The organism is Arthrobacter hankyongi (genome assembly GCF_022012395.1).
GTDB lineage: Bacteria > Actinomycetota > Actinomycetes > Actinomycetales > Micrococcaceae > Crystallibacter > Crystallibacter hankyongi.
In genome coordinates, this window is record NZ_JAKLTQ010000001.1 from 38,278 (window position 1) to 54,838 (window position 16,561).

The 16,561-nt window shown below is 68.0% G+C and carries 17 protein-coding genes; 3 read left to right on the forward strand and 14 right to left on the reverse strand.

Translation table 11 applies throughout. The features are described 5' to 3' along the window. Positions 1–26 precede the first annotated feature (26 nt). From LVY72_RS00165 to LVY72_RS00185, 5 genes are all read right to left on the reverse strand, one after another. A complete protein-coding gene (locus LVY72_RS00165) occupies positions 27–188 on the reverse strand; it encodes a CG2302 family histidine operon protein (protein WP_237817430.1) in 162 nt (53 codons plus the stop codon). 6 nt (positions 189–194) lie between these two features. Then, a complete protein-coding gene (gene hisH, locus LVY72_RS00170; RefSeq protein WP_237817431.1) occupies positions 195–836 on the reverse strand; it encodes an imidazole glycerol phosphate synthase subunit HisH in 642 nt (213 codons plus the stop codon). Next, positions 833–1,450 carry an imidazoleglycerol-phosphate dehydratase HisB gene (gene hisB / locus LVY72_RS00175; RefSeq protein ID WP_237817432.1) on the reverse strand — a complete coding sequence of 206 codons (618 nt, stop codon included), beginning with the start codon at positions 1,448–1,450 and terminating at the stop codon, positions 833–835. Before hisB ends, hisH begins: the two co-directional genes overlap by 4 nt. A 59-nt stretch (positions 1,451–1,509) precedes the next feature. After that, positions 1,510–2,619, reverse strand: coding sequence for a histidinol-phosphate transaminase (locus LVY72_RS00180; protein WP_237817433.1), 1,110 nt, complete (start codon positions 2,617–2,619; stop codon positions 1,510–1,512). Positions 2,620–2,768: 149 nt separating this feature from the next. Continuing rightward, positions 2,769–3,149 carry a LysM peptidoglycan-binding domain-containing protein gene (locus LVY72_RS00185; protein WP_237817434.1) on the reverse strand — a complete coding sequence of 127 codons (381 nt, stop codon included), beginning with the start codon at positions 3,147–3,149 and terminating at the stop codon, positions 2,769–2,771. A 297-nt stretch (positions 3,150–3,446) separates the two neighbouring features. Here LVY72_RS00185 and lexA point away from each other — a divergent pair, with 297 nt between their 5' ends. Continuing rightward, positions 3,447–4,193: a transcriptional repressor LexA gene (gene lexA / locus LVY72_RS00190; RefSeq protein WP_237817435.1), complete on the forward strand. Its 747-nt coding sequence runs from the start codon at positions 3,447–3,449 to the stop codon at positions 4,191–4,193. 201 nt (positions 4,194–4,394) lie between these two features. Beyond that, positions 4,395–4,964, forward strand: a complete 570-nt coding sequence (locus tag LVY72_RS00195; protein WP_237817436.1) for an SOUL family heme-binding protein — start codon at positions 4,395–4,397, stop codon at positions 4,962–4,964. A gap of 25 nt (positions 4,965–4,989) precedes the next feature. Here the strand turns inward: LVY72_RS00195 and LVY72_RS00200 are convergent, their stop codons facing one another. From LVY72_RS00200 to hflX, 3 genes are read right to left on the reverse strand one after another with little or no spacing between them, the layout of a single operon-like run. Beyond that, positions 4,990–5,835, reverse strand: coding sequence for an SDR family NAD(P)-dependent oxidoreductase (locus LVY72_RS00200; protein WP_237817437.1), 846 nt, complete (start codon positions 5,833–5,835; stop codon positions 4,990–4,992). 4 nt (positions 5,836–5,839) lie between these two features. Further along, the gene (locus LVY72_RS00205) at positions 5,840–7,894 is read right to left on the reverse strand and encodes an ATP-dependent DNA helicase (RefSeq protein WP_237817438.1); all 2,055 of its coding nucleotides are present in this window, start codon (positions 7,892–7,894) and stop codon (positions 5,840–5,842) included. After that, positions 7,887–9,434: a GTPase HflX gene (hflX, locus tag LVY72_RS00210; protein WP_237817439.1), complete on the reverse strand. Its 1,548-nt coding sequence runs from the start codon at positions 9,432–9,434 to the stop codon at positions 7,887–7,889. The genes LVY72_RS00205 and hflX overlap by 8 nt, the downstream gene beginning before the upstream one ends. 116 nt (positions 9,435–9,550) lie before the next feature. Between hflX and LVY72_RS00215 the strand changes: the two genes are divergently transcribed. Further along, positions 9,551–10,159 (forward strand): class I SAM-dependent methyltransferase, encoded by a 609-nt coding sequence (locus LVY72_RS00215; RefSeq protein ID WP_237817440.1) that lies wholly within the window; start codon positions 9,551–9,553, stop codon positions 10,157–10,159. 40 nt (positions 10,160–10,199) lie between these two features. On the opposite strand, the gene dapF is transcribed toward LVY72_RS00215, so the two are convergent. The 6 genes from dapF to recA form a co-directional block, all read right to left on the reverse strand. Continuing rightward, positions 10,200–11,144, reverse strand: coding sequence for a diaminopimelate epimerase (gene dapF, locus LVY72_RS00220; protein WP_237818143.1), 945 nt, complete (start codon positions 11,142–11,144; stop codon positions 10,200–10,202). A 276-nt stretch (positions 11,145–11,420) separates the two neighbouring features. Further along, entirely contained in the window at positions 11,421–12,347 is a 927-nt protein-coding gene (gene miaA, locus LVY72_RS00225; protein WP_237817441.1) for a tRNA (adenosine(37)-N6)-dimethylallyltransferase MiaA, read from the reverse strand. Positions 12,348–12,364: 17 nt separating this feature from the next. Then, complete coding sequence (miaB, locus tag LVY72_RS00230; protein ID WP_237817442.1) at positions 12,365–13,900, reverse strand: tRNA (N6-isopentenyl adenosine(37)-C2)-methylthiotransferase MiaB; 1,536 nt, start codon at positions 13,898–13,900, stop codon at positions 12,365–12,367. Between the two features lie 51 nt (positions 13,901–13,951). Beyond that, positions 13,952–14,734, reverse strand: a complete 783-nt coding sequence (locus tag LVY72_RS00235) for an aggregation-promoting factor C-terminal-like domain-containing protein (protein WP_237817443.1) — start codon at positions 14,732–14,734, stop codon at positions 13,952–13,954. An 87-nt stretch (positions 14,735–14,821) separates the two neighbouring features. Beyond that, positions 14,822–15,304, reverse strand: coding sequence for a regulatory protein RecX (locus LVY72_RS00240; protein WP_237817444.1), 483 nt, complete (start codon positions 15,302–15,304; stop codon positions 14,822–14,824). A 111-nt stretch (positions 15,305–15,415) separates the two neighbouring features. Continuing rightward, complete coding sequence (recA, locus tag LVY72_RS00245; RefSeq protein WP_237817445.1) at positions 15,416–16,468, reverse strand: recombinase RecA; 1,053 nt, start codon at positions 16,466–16,468, stop codon at positions 15,416–15,418. Positions 16,469–16,561 lie beyond the last annotated feature (93 nt).

Consider the following 16,561-nt stretch of genomic DNA (forward strand, 5'->3'; position numbering starts at 1 on the left):
GCCCGTCAAGGGTCGCCTATGGAGGGTTATTTGGCTGGTCCCAGGGTCAGCAGGTACGCCGCCAACAGGGACATCGCTGCCAGCACCCAGAAGACGACCACCAGCAGGGTGGGCAGCTTCTGGCTGCGGAAGGAGATGGCACCGCCGGCCAGCAGGCCGGCCAGTCCCATCAGGACGATGCTCCACATCCGCGGCTACCGCAGGGTCCCGAGCCAGTTGCGCAGCAGTTGGGCGCCGGCGTCACCGGACTTTTCCGGGTGGAACTGGGTAGCACTGAGCGGGCCGTTCTCGACGGCGGCGATGAATGGGGCGCCATGCTCGGACCAGGTCACCATCGGGGGTTTCATGGCCGGCTGGGTTACTTCGAAGTTCCAGTGCTGCACGCCGTAGGAGTGGACGAAGTAGAACCGCTGGTCCTCGATCCCGGCAAAGAGCCGGGTGTCCTCGGGTGCCGTAACAGTGTTCCAGCCCATATGCGGGACGACGTCGGCCGGCAGCAGTTCCACGGTGCCCGGCCACTCGCCGATGCCCGCGGTACGCACTCCGTGTTCCACGCCCTGCTCGAACAGCACCTGCAGGCCCACGCAGATACCCAGCACCGGCCGTCCGCCGGCGACACGACGGCCGATCCAGCGCACGGCGTCGACAGCCTTCAGTCCCTCCATCACGGTGGCGAAGGCACCGACACCGGGCACCACCAGACCGTCGGCATTGAGCACATCCTCGCTGGCATGGCTGAGCGTGACCTCGGCCCCGACGTGTTCGAGTGCGCGGACGGCGGAACGGACATTCCCGGAACCATAGTCCAGGACGGTGACCTTGGGAGCCTGGCTCACAGCGCGCCCTTGGTTGAGGGAATGCCCTCAACCCGGGGATCCGGTTCGATGGCCGCACGCAGGGCGCGGGCGAAGGCCTTGAACTGGGCCTCGACGATGTGGTGCGGGTCGCGTCCGCCGAGCACGCGCATGTGCAGGCAGATCTGCGCGTGCAGGGTGATCGCCTCGAAGACATGCCGGGTCAGCGAACCGGTGAAGTGGCCGCCGATCAGGTGGTACTCCTGCCCCGCCGGCTCGCCGCCGTGGACCAGGTAGGGGCGGCCGGAGATATCGACGACGGCGTTCGCCAGGGCCTCATCCAGCGGCACCGTGGCCTCGCCGAAGCGGCGGATGCCGGCCTTGCTGCCCAGCGCGGACTTGAGCACCTCGCCGAACGTGATGGCCACGTCCTCGACGGTGTGGTGGACGTCGATGTGGGTATCCCCGGTGGCCTTGACCGTCAGGTCGATCAGCGAGTGCTTGGCCAGCGCGGTGAGCATGTGGTCGTAGAACGGCACGCTGGTGCTGATCTCGGAGCGCCCGGTGCCGTCAAGATTCACCTCGACAAGCACCGACGATTCACTGGTCGTGCGCTCCAGGCGCGCGGTCCTTCCGAGGGCTGTTTGCACGGTCATTGAAGTCCTTTGAAGATAATGGCTGGCCGGCCATGGCGGAACCGGCCACTACTACCAGTTTAGAAGACGCCGGATGAGGCCAGTTCCCGGATCCGGTCCAGGAAGGCACTGGTCTCGGCCTCGGTCCCGGCGGTGACCCGCAGATGGCCGGGGATCCCGACGTCGCGGATCAGCACACCGGCGTCCAACAGCCCCTGCCAGACGGCATGCGGATCCTTCAGTCCGCCGAAGAACACGAAGTTCGAATCCGACGGCGCCGGCGTCAGGCCGAGGGCGGTCAGCTCGGCCACGATGCGGTCCCGCTGGCCCTTGATGTCCTCGACGTTGGCCAGCAGTGCGTCGGAGTGTTCCAACGCGGCCAGCGCTGTGGCCTGGGTGACCGCGGAGAGGTGGTAGGGCAGGCGGACCAGCCGCAGGGCGTCCGCGATCTCCGGGGCGGCAGCCAGGTACCCGAGGCGTGCACCGGCCAGGGCAAAGGCCTTGCTCATGGTCCGGGAAACGATCAGCCGCTCACGGCCCGGCAGCAAGGTCAGGGCGCTGGGCGTGCCCGCGTGGGCGAATTCCGCATAGGCCTCATCCACCACAACAACGGCATTCTGGGCGGCGCCTGCCTCGTACACTGCTTCGATCACGTCCATGCCCAGCGCGGTGCCGGTGGGATTGTTCGGTGAGCACAGGAAGACAATGTTGGCCTGGCTGGCAGTGACCGCCGCGGCGGCGGCCTCCGCGGTCAGGGAGAAGTCCGCACCCCGCCGGGCCGCCACGTACTCGGTGTCCGTGCCACTGGCCAGCAGCGGGTACATGGAATAGGTGGGCGGGAAACTCAGGAGCCGGCGACCCGGGCCACCGAAGGCCTGCAGGATCTGCTGGAGCACCTCATTGGAGCCGTTGGCTGCCCAGATGTTTCCGGCCGAGAGGCCGTGGCCCAGATAGCTCGCCAACGCCTCGCGCAACTGAGTGAACTCCCGGTCCGGATAGCGGTTGAGCCCGGAGACAACGCCGTCCACTGCCGCGACGATGGCGGCATGGACCTTCTCCGGCATGCCATGGGTGTTCTCATTGACATTCAGGAGGATGGGGACGTGGAGCTGGGGCGCACCATAGGGCTCCAGCCCCCTTAGGTTTTCCCGCAGCGGCAGTCGGTTCAGGCGTTCAAGCTGGTCACTCACCACGTTAGTTTAAGCTCCCACCGCGCCGAGACTGGAATCCGCACCCCGGCCCTCGCCGATGTTACAGCCGCCTGGGGCTGTAACGGCCACTAACGGGATTCAGCGGGCGACGGGTTCAGCGAGCGACGGGTTCAGCGGGAAAACTCGTTCTAGCGGGAAAACGGCACGAACACCTGTTGCCCGGCGTGCACGACGCTGCCCTCGAGGCTGTTCAGCTGGGCGATCTCGGCAATCACTTCCTGGGGGTGCCGTTCCGGAGCCACCAGGGTGGCGATATCCCACAGGGTCTGCCCCGCACCGACGGTAATCTTGACGGTTTCCGGCGCGGACAGGGTTCCCGCGGCCTTTGCCGGCGCGGTGAAGGCTCCGGCCAGCAGCATCAGCGCCGCGGCAGCGACCATCAGCGGCAGGACGACCAGGACCAGGCGGCCACGGCGGGTCAGCCGGAGCCGGGGTGCGGGGCTGGACTGCGAACGACGGGACAGGGACGGGCCCAAGGTGCGGGGCTGCAGGGCAAGCTGGACGGACATCTGGCTACCTTTCCGGATTTTCGAATCTGTAGTCGCCATTCCAATCATGAATAGGCGCTGATTCGAATTTATCTTCGAACAAGCTCACGTCATTTCTAGCACTGACGAACGAATCTTGTCGAGACTCGGTCGAACAAATGTTTGAAATCATCGGCGGTCCCGTCTAGCGTTAAGGACAGGAGCGGCCGCCTGCGCCTTAGTGGATCAGCCGCTCCCGACAAAATTCCTGACAACGCATTCCACCGCCCGGACAACGGCAGCCGCCGCGGGCGGACACCTAGGAACCGGGGCCCGTCGATGACCGAGAAGAGCAGCAAGAACACCGGCGGAAGCCATGGACGCGGCAAGACGCCGCCGAAGGGCCTGACTCCGCGACAGAAGAAGATCCTGGAAACCATCCAGCGCTCGGTCAATGACAACGGCTATCCCCCGTCGATGCGCGAAATCGGCGATACCGTCGGCCTGGCCAGCCTCTCCAGCGTCACCCACCAGCTTTCCCAACTCGAAAAGCTGGGCTACATCCGCCGCGATCCGAAGCGGCCCCGGGCCATGGAGGTGCTGACCCATCTGACCTTGGAACCGGGTCCGGTGCAGATCCCCGGTGTCGAAGAACCGCGCCGGCTGCGCAGCGCCAGCGGTGTGGCAGTGTCCGAGCTGGCCAGTTCCTCGGACACTGCCATGGTCCCACTCGTCGGCCGGATCGCTGCTGGCGGGCCGATCCTGGCGGACCAGGTGGTCGAGGACGTGATGCCCCTGCCACGCCAACTGGTGGGCCACGGCGAACTGTTCATGCTCAAGGTCTCGGGCGACTCGATGATCGATGCGGCCATCTGCGATGGGGACTGGGTAGTGGTCCGCCGGCAGTCCACCGCGGTCAGCGGCGACATCGTCGCGGCCCTGCTCGACGACGAGGCGACGGTGAAGACCTTCCGGCAGCGGGACGGACACACCTGGCTGCTGCCGCAGAACACCCAGTACGAACCCATCCTCGGCGACCATGCCGCCATCATGGGCAAGGTCGTCTCCGTGCTGCGCTCGCTCTGACCGCTCGCCTGGGCAGGCTGGAACCCAGGCAAGCCGACGACCAGGCTGCCCGCCGTCCCGTGCACGAACTGCGCAGGACGGCGGGCAGTTGCTTGTCCGGGCACGGTGATACCGGCGGTGGGCTCCCGGCAGGAGCGTTTCCATCGGCCTGGGCGAAGCCCTTATCTTAGCCATTCCCCCGGGCGTATCGTCGGTAAGACCATGACTGAACACCAGCCCTTCGAGCTTGTGCGGCGGTACGCGGACTTCGAGCTGCGGCGGTATCCGGCGCACACAGTGGCAGAGATGGAAGTCACCTCATCCTTTGACGGCGCAGGCAACGCCGCCTTCCGCCGGCTTTTCAACTACATCAGGGGCAACAATACTGCCCGTCAAACCTTGGCGATGACCGCGCCTGTGCTCCAGCGCGGTGCGTTGGACAGCGGCCCTTCCGGCGGATCAGCGCAAGCGGCCTACGTGGTCGCGTTCGTGCTCCCTGCAGGAATGTCCGAGGATGCGGCCCCCGTCCCCGCTGACCCGAGGGTCAGGATCCGGACAGTGCCGGGTTCTACCGCAGCCGCCCTCCGCTTTTCCGGCCGCGGTTCAGGGTCTGCCTTCGCGATGCGCAACCATGAGCTCCAAGGCTCCATCGCCGCGGCTGGCCTGAAAGCCATCGGTCCGCCTCGGTTTGCCCGGTTCGACCCGCCGTTCAAGCCCTGGTTCCTCCGCCGCAACGAGGTAGTCCAGGATGTGGTGCAGGGCCAGGATCCGGATTTGCCGGCGGAGAGCTGACCAGCCGCTCTACGAAACCGGCTGGTCAGTCGCCCGGGTTTGCGTCGAGGAGTGCAACGTCCAAGGGCATACGGTTGGTGCGCCGGAGGCGGCCGGCCAGCATGTTGCGCAGGCCGCGGGCCAGCAGGACCGGCTTGGTCAGGTCCCGGAACTGGGCGGCGTCCGAGGTGACAAGATCCAGCAGGGGACGCGCCGCGGCGTCGGGAAGCTGGCCCCACAGCCCGATGACGACCTGCAGAGCGCTCAGCCTCTGGTCGTAGCCGGGCTGGGACGTGACGCGCTGCAACATGTCAGTGATCACCAGCCCCGGGTTCATGCCGTGCACCCGCACCCCGGTACCTTTGGTCTCCAGCCGCAGGGTCTCCGTGAACTGGCGGACCCAACGCTTACTCGACGCATACGCGTTCTGCAGCGCCACCGGCCCGTGATCGCCCCGGCCATAAACGTTGACGAGGTCCCCGTGTCCCTGGGCCAGGAATACCGGCAGCGCGATCCGCGATCCATGGAACGTCCCGAGAATGTTCGTGCGCACCACGCGCGTAAAGTCCTCGACCGGAGTCGAAGCCGTAGGCCCGTACACACCGGCGGTTCCGGCATTGTTCACCCAGATATCGAGCGTGCCGCGGCCGAGGGCCTCGTCACGCAGAGCCTCGACGTCGGCCAATTCACCGGTGTCGCAGCAACGCCCCGAAACGGCAACGCCTTCCGCCTTCAAACGCTCAACCGCAGCCCTGACGTGGGACTCCGACCGGGACGCCACCACCACGGTAGCGCCCCGGTGGCCCAGCAGTCGTGCCATCGCGAACCCCAGACCGCGCGTTGACCCGGTGACAACTGCCACACGTCCGCGGAGGATGTCTTGTTGCGTCATCAAACTACGGGTCCGTGGCCGGAACCGCCGCCGCCAGGCGCTGCAGGATCTGCAGTGTCGTAGCGCGGTCCCGGGTGGCCCAGAACGGCGGCAGAGCACTGCGCAGGAACCCGCCATAACGGGCATTGGCCAGTCGCGAGTCCAGCACGGCCACAACGCCGCGGTCCCCGGCGGCCCGGATCAGCCGCCCGGCCCCCTGGGCCAGCCGCACCGCCGCATGAGTGGCGGACACCGCCATGAAGCCATTGCCGCCGGCCTGGGCCACGGACCGGGTGCGGGCGGTCATCAGCGGATCGTCGGGGCGCGGGAACGGGATCCTGTCGATCACCACCAGCCGGCAGGACTCGCCGGGCACGTCCACGCCCTGCCACAGCGTCATCGTGCCGAACAGGCAGGTGGCCTGCTCGGCAGCGAACTGGCGCACCAGCGCGGCCATTGAGGACTCGCCCTGGCAGAGGATCTCCAGCGGCAGCCGGCGGCGCATTTCAGCTGCCGCCTCCTCGGCCGCCCGGCGGGACGAGAACAGGCACAGAGCGCCGCCGCCCGAGGCTTTCAGCAAGGCTTCGAGCTCGTCCAGTTGCGCGGCACTGGTGCCGCGTTCGGGCTTGGGCAGGTGCGCGGCCACATACAGCACGCCCTGCCGGGGGTAGTCGAACGGACTGCCGACGTCGGCGCTGGTGAAGGCCGGGGCGCCGTCGCCGAGCAGGCCCAGTGAGCCGGCCACGGCGTCGAACGCCCTGCCGATCGCCAACGTGGCAGAGGTCAGCACCACCGTGTGGCCGTCGAAGAGGCCCTCGCGCAGCCGGGCTGCCACCGACAGCGGGGCCACGTTCAGCGTGGCCGGCGCCGCCTCGTCCGCCGGGGTGTAGTCCCCGGGCGCGGCAAAGCTGTTGGTCCGCGAGGTCCAGACAACCTCGCGGGCTTCGGAAGCAGCCAGCAGGCGCTCACACAGTTCCAATACCGCCGCGAGCCGGGAACGGGCAATCTGCCGGCCGCCGTCAGCCGAATTCCCGCCGTCGGGCTTGGCATCGGACAACGCCGCACGGCAGGACTCGCGCAGCTGGGCCAGGGCCAGTTCCAGCCCCTCCCCCAGCCCCGCGGGCAACAGGCCGGTGGGCACGCCCTCCAGCGCCGCCTCCAGGTTCTTGGCAGCACTGTTCAGCGCCTCTACGCTGATGCCGGTATGCCGGCGGGCAGCGGCGGCCGCGGTACGGGCCATCGCCGCGGACAACTGTCCACTCACAGCACCGGTCACGCGGTCCTGAAGTTCGTGTGCCTCGTCGATGACCGCCACGTCATAGTCCGGCAGCACGGCCAGCCCCTCGAAGGCGTTGATCGCCAGCAGGGCATGGTTCGTGACCACCACGTCCGCCTCGGCAGCGCGGGCCCGGGCCAGTTCGCTGAAGCATTCCTGCGCCATCGGGCACTTCTGCGCGCCCAGGCAGTCCATCGAATTGACCGACACCTGCCGCCAGGCCCGGTCGCTGACCCCGGGCACCAGTTCGTCCCGGTCCCCGGTGGCGGTTTCCTCCGCCCATTCGCGCAGCCTGAGGACTTCGCGGCCCAGCGCCGAACTGCCGGCGCCGGCACGGCCGCCGGCCGGCGCCGGATGGGCCACCTGGTCCTCGCCCAGGCTGAACAGCGCCTGCGGTTCGTCATCCTCCGGAAAGCCGCCGTCGAGCTTGTGCAGGCAGACGTAATTGCTGCGGCCCTTGAGCAGCGCCACCTCCACCGGCCGCGGCAGCTGCGGTCCGATGGCCTCCAGCAGCCGAGGCAGGTCCCGGTTGACGATCTGGGCCTGCAGCGCCAGTGTGGCGGTGGCGACGACGGCGGGTTTCTCGCTGCCCAGGGCGTGGTCGATCAGCGGGATCAGGTAGGCCAGCGACTTGCCGGTGCCGGTACCCGCCTGAACCAGCAGGTGGCGGCCCTCGGCGATGGCCTCCGCCACCCGCGCGGCCATCTCGTGCTGTCCCGGACGGTTCTGCCCGCCCATGGCTTCGACCGCAGTATCGAGCAGCCGCAGCGACGGTACCGACGGTACGGTTGCCGGATCAGCCATGGTTGATGAACGGTTCCAGCTCGGCGGCCAGGCCTTCGCGGACCATGACCTCCAGCCGGGTGCCCTGTTCCAGATGCTCGGTGGCGAGGATCTCGGCGTCCGGCTCGTGCAGCCGGCTGACCACGTCCCCGCGGTCGTAGGGCACCAGCAGCTCCAGCCGGACCCGTGGCCGCGGGATGCCCTCGCTGATCGCCGCCAGCAGTTCGTCGATCCCCTGCCCGGTCCGGGCCGAGACCACGACATGCCGCTTTTCGCGCAGGCGCAGCCGTTCCAGCGTGAAGGGGTCCGCCACGTCGGCCTTGTTCAGCACGATGATCTCGGGGATGCTGCGTGCCTCCACCTCGGCCAGCACCTGGCGCACCGCGGCGATCTGCCCCTCGGGGTCCGGGTGCGAGGCATCAACCACATGCAGGATCAGGTCCGCATCCGCCGCTTCCTCCAAGGTGGAGCGGAAGGCCTCCACCAGCTGCGTGGGCAGCGAGCGGACGAAGCCGACGGTGTCGGTCAGGGTGTAACCCAGCCCGTCCGGCGTCGTCGCCTGGCGCACGGTGGGGTCCAAGGTGGCAAACAGCGCGTTCTCCACCAGCACCCCGGCGTTGGTGAGCCGGTTCAACAGCGAGGACTTGCCGGCGTTCGTATAGCCGACGATCGCCACCGACGGCACGGCATTGCGCCGACGGTTGGCCCGCTTGGTTTCCCGTGCCGGCCGCATCCCCTTGATTTCGCGCCGCAGCTTGGCCATCCGGTTGCGGATCCGCCGCCGGTCCAGCTCGATCTTGGTCTCGCCGGGACCACGGGAACCGATACCGCCGCCGGCTGCGCCGACCCGGCCGCCGGCCTGCCGGGACATCGATTCGCCCCAGCCGCGCAGCCTCGGCAGCAGGTACTCGAGCTGGGCCAGCTCCACCTGGGCCTTGCCTTCGCGGCTCTTGGCATGCTGGGCAAAGATATCCAGGATCAAGGCCGTGCGGTCGATGACCTTGACTTTGACGATGTCTTCGAGCCCGCGGCGCTGGGAAGGCGCGAGTTCGCTGTCCACGATCACCGTGTCTGCCCCCGTGGACATCACGATGTCGCGCAACTCCTGCGCCTTGCCAGAGCCGAGGAAGGTACCCGGATCCGGCTTCAGGCGCCGCTGGACGACGCCGTCGAGCACCTCGGAGCCCGCCGTCTCGGCCAGCGCAGCCAACTCCCGCAGGGAGTTGTCCGCGTCCTCGGCGGTTCCCTCGCTCCAGACGCCGGCGAGCACCACCCGTTCCAGCCGTAGCTGCCGGTACTCGACCTCGGTGACGTCCTCGAGTTCGGTGGACAACCCGGCCACGCGCCGCAAGGCGCGCCGTTCCGCCAGCTCCTGCTGGTCGCCGTCGAACTCCGAATGCTCGGCATCCTGAGCCGAGATGGCCTGGGCCCGGCCCTTCAGGTCCGGCCCTTTGGTCCGGCCGGCCTGGTCCTTTGACAGGATCCGGTCAATTACGGCCTGGATTTCCTCCTGGCTCAGCTGCGGATCCTGGGACGGCTGGTCGTTGCTGTTGGTGGTCATGCTCTCCTTTGAGAAGTCTGTGCATCCATCGTAGTCCTCCGCGACCGTTGAGTCTGCCGCGGGCTTAGGTGCGCCTTGATACACTTTCGGCCGCCCGCGCACTACTGTGGCGGATTATGGCCTCCGATCATTACTTCAGCGCCCAGCCGGGCACGCCCGAGGCCCGCCGGCCGCTCACGGTTGTCCTGGACGGCGAGGTGCGCAACCTGACCACCTCCGGCGGGATCTTCAGCCCCGACGGTATCGACAAGGGGACGGCAGTGCTGCTGGCCGAGGTCCCGCCGCCACCGCCGTCCGGACAGTTCCTGGACATCGGCTGCGGCTGGGGCCCGCTGGCCCTGACGCTGGCCCTGAAATCCCCCGGCGCCACAGTGACCGCCGTGGACATCAACGAACGCGCTGTCGCGCTGACCAACGACAATGCCCAGGCGCTGGGTCTGGCCAATGTGCATGCCTGCCTGCCGGAGGAAGTCGACCCGGAACTGCGCTTCGACACGATCTGGTCCAACCCGCCGATCCGGATCGGCAAGAACGAGCTGCACTCGCTGTTAATGCACTGGCTGCCCCGGCTGGCCCCGCAGGGCACCGCGTGGCTGGTGGTGCAGAAGAACCTCGGTTCGGACTCGCTGCAGCGCTGGCTGGCCGCCGAACTGCCGGCGGAATTCCAGGTGAGCCGGGACAGCACCTCGAAGGCCTTCCGCGTGCTGCGGATCCGGCGCGGCTGACGGCGCGTGGTTGCGGCACACTGCCGCACAAGGAGCGCGTCTAGGCGAGGGTGCCGCGGGCCACCAGCACTGCCGGGCCGCTCAGTTCCACATGCTCGGGCCCGTCCTGGCCGGGCAGGAATCTGACCCGCACGACGCCGCCGGGTACCGCCACCTGCCAGTCGTCCGGTGCCCCCTTGCCGGCCCAGTACCGGATGGCCGCGGCCGCCGCGCAGGCACCGGTGCCGCAGGACTGGGTTTCACCCACGCCGCGCTCGTGCACTCGCATGGTGATACTGCCGGCACCGTCCACCACCAGCGGGTCCGCCGGCACCACGAACTCAACGTTCGTCCCGTGTTCGGGCAGGGGCTCGACCTGTGGCGCCTCGTACAGCTTGGTGGCCGCCAGCTCACCCAGCTCGGCCAGCGCCACCACGGTGTGCGGATTGCCCATGCTGATGCTCAGGGCCGGGCGCGGCACCTCAAGCCCGTCGGCGTGCACCACGGAATCCATCGACTTCGCAACGGCATGGTCGGGGAAGATGAACGTCCAGGGCCCCATGTCCACCGCATAGCCGTTGGCGGAGCGGGAAACCACCTTGATCCCGGCCCGGGTGCCGATGGTCAGCGACTGGCCTTCGGCCAGCTCGACGAGGCCCTGGTCGGCCAGGAAATGCACGAACACACGCACCCCGTTGCCGCACATTTCCGAGACCGAGCCGTCGGCATTGCGGTAGTCCATGAACCATTCGGCATCCGGCGCGGCAGCCAGCAGTGCGCGGCCTTCCGGCAGTTGCTCCGAGCGGATGGCTCGGATCAGGCCGTCGGCACCGATCCCCCGGTGCCGGTCGCACAGCGCGGCCACGGCCGCCGGGGAAATCCCGTACGCGCCGTCGGGGTCCGCGACCAGGATGAAATCATTGCCCGTGCCGTGGCCCTTGGCGAAGGGCAGGCCGGCCAGCGCGGCCAGGTCCGCAGGCAGGTTGGCATCGGTGGAAATAGTCACGCTCACCCTCCCAGCTTAGCCGCCGAGGGCCCCGCCGCGAGCGCAGCGAGTGGTGGGAGGCGGCTAAGCGTTAGCGTTCGCTGCCTCCCCCACACGCTTCGCGCACGGGGACCCCTGACAGCTCACTGACCGAGGGCCCCGCCGCGAGCGCAGCGAGTGGTGGGAGGCGGCTAAGCGTTAGCGTTCGCTGCCTCCCCACACGCTTCGCGCACGGGGACCCCTGACAGCTCACTGACCAAGGGCCCCGCCGCGAGCGCAGCGAGTGGTGGGAGTCGGCTATGCGTTAGCGATGTGTTCCAGCACCTTTGGCACCAGCTGCGGATCCTGCCAGCCGAACCAGCCGATCCGCGGGTCCGCCCGGAACCAGGTCAGCTGCCGGCGGGCAAACTTGCGGGTGGCGGCAATGGTGTCCGCGGCAGCCTCCTCACTGCTCCACCGCCCGTCGAGCACCTTGAGGAACTGGGCATACCCCAGGGCCCGCGACGCCGTCCTGCCTTCGCGCAGGCCGTGTGCATCCAGCGCGCGCACTTCCTCGAGCAGCCCCGACGCCACCATCCGGTGCACCCGCACCGCCAGCCGTTCCTTCAGCACCTCGCGGTCCACCTCCAGCCCGATCTGCACCGCGGGTTGAAAGTAGCGGCGTTCGGGCATAAAGGAGCTGAAAGCCCGCCCGGTCAGTTCATACACCTCCAGCGCGCGCACGATCCGCCGGGCGTCGCCGAGGCGCTCGGCGGAGACTGGATCCACGCCGCGCAGCCGTTCGCGCAGCGCGGGCATGCCGTCGGTGTCAAGCTCGCGCTCCAGCCGCCGTCTCAGCTCAGGGTCCGTGCCGGGAAACTCGATTTCATCCAGCACAGCGCGGACGTAGAGCCCGGATCCGCCGGCCAGGATGGCACGCCGTCCACGGGCGTGGATGTCTGCCACTGCGGCCCGGGCCTGCTGCTGGAACGCCGAGACGCTTGCCTCCTGGCGCACGTCCAGGATGTCAAGCAGGTGGTGCGGCACGCCGCGGCGTTCCTGCAGCGTCATCTTCGCCGTGCCGATGTCCATGCCGCGGTAGAACTGCATCGAATCGGCATTGACGACTTCGCCGTCCAGGCGTTCGGCCAGCGCGACAGCGAGGTCGGATTTGCCCGAGCCGGTGGGCCCGACGACGGCGATGACCGGCGGAAGACCGCCGGCGGCAGCGTTATCTGTGGCCAAAGTTGTCCGGCCGCCGCTTAACTGGAACGGACCGGCAGCGAAGGAACCGCAGGCATGCCAAGCGACACGCCCTTCGAGCCCTTGCCTGCCGCCGGCGCCGGAACGCCGCAGGAGTCGGCCTGGGACCGTTCCCAGGCGTCCCCGGCGCGGGAGCGGCGCACCGAGTATTCGGCCGGTCCGGCCGGATCGGCAATCAGGTGGAAGGGCGCGGCTTCGGTGACGGTCACCGTCACTAGGTCGCCCGGCCGCGGCACCTCGGCGCCGTCGGGCACCGAGAAATGTACCAGCCGCTGGTCCCGGGCCCGCCCGGACAGCCGGTGGGTCTGGCTGGCCTTACGGCCCTGGGCGGCGGTGACCATGACCTCCACCTGGGTGCCGACCTGCTTGGCATTCTCCTCGGCGGCGATGCGGTCCTGCAGCGCCGTCAGCCGCTCGTACCGTTCCTGCACCACGGCCTTGGGCAGCTGCTCGGGCAGATCGGCGGCCGGAGTCCCGGGCCGCTTGGAATACTGGAAGGTGAAGGCGCTGGCGAAGCGTGACTGCTCGACGACGTCGAGCGTGGCCTGGAAGTCCTCTTCGGTCTCGCCCGGGAAGCCGACGATTATGTCCGTGGAGATGGCCGCCTGCGGGATCCGTTCGCGGACCTTGTCCAGGATGCCCAGGAACTTCTTCGACCGGTAGGAGCGGCGCATGTCTTTGAGCACCTTGTCCGAACCGGATTGCAGCGGCATGTGCAGCTGCGGCATGACGTTGGGGGTCTCGGCCATGGCCTCGATCACGTCGTCGGTAAACGCGGCGGGATGCGGGCTGGTGAACCGCACCCGCTCCAGGCCCTGGATCTGCCCGCAGGCGCGCAGCAGTTTGGCGAAGGCCCCGCGGTCGCCGAATTCGACCCCGTAGGAGTTCACGTTCTGTCCCAGCAGCGTGACCTCGATGGCGCCGTCGTCAACCAGTGCCTGGACCTCGGCCAGGATCTCGCCGGGCCGGCGGTCGCGTTCCTTGCCGCGCAGCGAGGGAACGATGCAGAAGGTGCAGGTATTGTTGCAGCCGACCGAAATCGACACCCAGCCGGAGTAGATGGCATCCCGTTTGGTGGGCAGCGTCGAGGGGAAGACCTCGAGCGACTCAAGGATCTCCAGCTGGGCCTCGTTGTTGTGCCGGGCCCGTTCCAACAGCGCCGGCAGCGAGCCGACGTTGTGCGTCCCGAACACCACGTCCACCCATGGCGCCTTGGCCAGGATGGTTTCCCGGTCCTTCTGCGCCAGGCAGCCGCCGACGGCGATCTGCATCCCGGGGTTGCGTTCCTTGATCGGTGCGAGCTGCCCGAGGTTGCCGTACAGCTTATTGTCGGCGTTCTCGCGCACCGCGCAGGTGTTGAACACCACGACGTCGGCTTGCCCGTCTTCGGCCTTGACGAGCCCGGACGCCTCCAGCAGGCCGGCCAGCCGCTCGGAGTCGTGGACATTCATCTGGCAGCCGAAGGTGCGCACCTGATAGGTGCGCACTGGCGCGTCGCTGGTGCTGGGTCCGGGGGCGGCGATGGTCAAACTCACCTGTTAAGGGTAAGACCTGCGTGCCGGACAGCCGTAATCCCGTTCAGCGGCCTAGTACCAGTTGTTGGCGTAATGGAACTGCAGGGCGTCGCAGGGCGCACCGTAGCGCTCGTCAATGTAGTTCAGGCCCCAGTCGATCTGCGTCTCATAGTTGGTCCGCCAGTCCGGGCCGGCCGACGCCATCTTTTCGCCAGGCAGCGACTGGACGATGCCGTAAGCCCCGCTGCTGGCGTTGGTGGCACTGGTAGTCCAATTCGATTCGCGGTTCCAGAGCTTGTCCAGGCACGGCATCTGCGAAGCGTCCCAGCCGTAGCTGTGCAACTCGGCGGCGGCGTATGCCTTGGCTGCGGCAGGATCATTGACCGGCTTGCTGGCAGCGGCCGCCTTGGCCAGGGCGGCCTTCTTCGCTGCAGCCGCCTGGGCTGCCTTCGCCTGCGCCGCCTTCTGTGCGGCAGCGGCCTTCTGTGCGGCGGCGGCCTTGGCCTGGGCTGCCTTCTGGGCAGCGGCTGCAACAGCAGCCTTCTTGGCAGCAGCCGCCTTATCCTGGGCGGCCTTCTGCGCGGCGGCCTGCGCTGCAGCATCCGCCTGGCCGGTCTTGGCGCCCTCGGGCGCGGCCGTCTGCGTCGGCTGCACCAGCGCGACAAGGCTCATCATGGGTGAGGCGGGAGCGGCATCGGCGGAGGCCGACCCGGCACCAGTAAACAGCGCGCCGGTCGCACTCAGCACGGCTGCGGCAGTCAGGCCCAGGGCGATGCCGCCACGCAGATGACGATGCTGCGTTAGGCGCCGCCGGGCACGGTTCTGGTCACGTCGTTCATGGTTCGTTTCGGTCACAAGTGCAGGACCGTACGGACCGTTTCTGGGAAAAGTCTCAAAAAGGTAACGAAAACCCGCAATTAAGTGAGCAAGGTCTCGTTTAGGTTACGGCGTGTCTGTTTCCGTCACGGCAGCTGCCAGTTCTTCGGCGACCACCTTGAAGGCAAGGGAAGGCGAGTAGCCCTTCCGGACCAGCATGGAGGCCAGCCGCCGGACGGCCTTGTCCCGCTCCCCGCGGTCTTCGGGCGCCCTGCCGGGCCGAAGTTTACGGCGCACCAGTTCCCGCGCCGCGGCCGTCTCATCCTCGTCCGACAGCTGTTCCAGGGCCGCCTCGGCTTCCTCCGGGGCAATGCCTTTCTCGGCAAGTTCGCGGCGCAGGGCGCCGCGGGCCAGGGAACGGGTACGCGCCCGGCTGCCGACCCACATCCGGGCGAACTCCGCGTCATCCACCAGCCGGACCTCTTCGAAGCGGTCCAGCACGGCGGCCGCCACGTCGTCGGGGACACCACGTTCGGCCAGCTTGAGTTCGAGCTGGTGGCGGCTGCGGGGCGCCATCGTCAGCTGGCGCAGGACGATGGACCGCGCCACTTCGTAAGGATCCGCTTCCGGGGTCAGATCCGCCGGCGTCCCGGGTGTGGGGCCGGCAGACCTGCCGCGTCTGGGATGCGTTGCTGGATGCACCGCTGAGCTGCCGTCCGCCTAGAAGCCGTCCACAGCCTTGAGCTTGGGCTCGCCGCCCTCGGCAGCCTCGGGCTTGACCCCGATGCCCAGCTTCTCCTTGATCCGGCGTTCGAGTTCGTCCGCCAGATCCGGGTTGTCGCGCAGGAAGTTGCGCGCATTTTCCTTGCCCTGGCCCAGCTGGTCCCCGTCGTAGGTGAACCAGGCGCCGGACTTCTTCACCAGGCCGTGTTCGACACCCATGTCGATCAGGCCGCCCTCGCGGGAAATGCCCTGACCATAGATGATGTCGAACTCGGCCTGCTTGAAGGGCGGGGCCATCTTGTTCTTGACAATCTTGGCGCGGGTCCGGTTGCCGACCGGATTCGTGCCCTCTTTCAGCGTCTCGATGCGTCGGACGTCGATGCGGACAGAGGCATAGAACTTCAGTGCCTTGCCGCCCGTGGTGGTTTCCGGGCTGCCGAAGAATACGCCGATCTTTTCGCGCAGCTGGTTGATGAAGATCGCCGTCGTCTTGGTCTGGCTCAGCCGGCCGGTGATCTTCCGCAGCGCCTGGCTCATCAGGCGGGCCTGCAGACCCACATGGCTGTCACCCATTTCGCCTTCGATTTCCGCACGCGGCACCAGCGCGGCGACGGAGTCCACGACCACGATGTCCAGCGAGCCCGAGCCCACCAGCATATCCATGATCTCCAGGGCCTGCTCACCGGTGTCCGGCTGGGATACCAGCAGCGCGTCCGTATCGACGCCCAGCTTCTTGGCGTATTCCGGATCCAGGGCATGCTCGGCGTCGATGAACGCAGCAATGCCACCGTTGCGCTGGGCGTTGGCCACCGCATGCAGGGCCACGGTGGTCTTACCGGAGGACTCCGGTCCGTAGATCTCCACGACGCGGCCCCGTGGCAGGCCGCCGATGCCCAGCGCAACGTCCAGTGCGATGGATCCGGTGGGAATCGTCTCGATGGGCGCCCGGGTTTCATCACCCAGGCGCATGATGGATCCCTTACCGAACTGCTTGTCGATCTGCGCAAGTGCGGCTTCGAGAGCCTTCTCGCGGTCTGCCGGTGCGGCCATTGTTCACCTCAGTCTCTTTGCGGCCCCAAGGCCTGCCTTTATTGCCCACTTGGGACACTATCCTGCGGCACTGACAAAATTGCGGCGCCGGTG

Bases quoted from the DNA above. Each gene is read 5' to 3' on its own strand.
- recA (WP_237817445.1), bottom strand. From the start codon at position 16,468: ATGGCCGCACCGGCAGACCGCGAGAAGGCTCTCGAAGCCGCACTTGCG.
- hflX (WP_237817439.1), bottom strand. From the start codon at position 9,434: ATGACCACCAACAGCAACGACCAGCCGTCCCAGGATCCGCAGCTGAGC.
- LVY72_RS00195 (WP_237817436.1), top strand. From the start codon at position 4,395: ATGACTGAACACCAGCCCTTCGAGCTTGTGCGGCGGTACGCGGACTTC.
- LVY72_RS00200 (WP_237817437.1), bottom strand. From the start codon at position 5,835: ATGACGCAACAAGACATCCTCCGCGGACGTGTGGCAGTTGTCACCGGG.
- LVY72_RS00185 (WP_237817434.1), bottom strand. From the start codon at position 3,149: ATGTCCGTCCAGCTTGCCCTGCAGCCCCGCACCTTGGGCCCGTCCCTG.
- hisB (WP_237817432.1), bottom strand. From the start codon at position 1,450: ATGACCGTGCAAACAGCCCTCGGAAGGACCGCGCGCCTGGAGCGCACG.
- lexA (WP_237817435.1), top strand. From the start codon at position 3,447: ATGACCGAGAAGAGCAGCAAGAACACCGGCGGAAGCCATGGACGCGGC.
- LVY72_RS00215 (WP_237817440.1), top strand. From the start codon at position 9,551: ATGGCCTCCGATCATTACTTCAGCGCCCAGCCGGGCACGCCCGAGGCC.
- LVY72_RS00205 (WP_237817438.1), bottom strand. From the start codon at position 7,894: ATGGCTGATCCGGCAACCGTACCGTCGGTACCGTCGCTGCGGCTGCTC.
- LVY72_RS00165 (WP_237817430.1), bottom strand. From the start codon at position 188: ATGTGGAGCATCGTCCTGATGGGACTGGCCGGCCTGCTGGCCGGCGGT.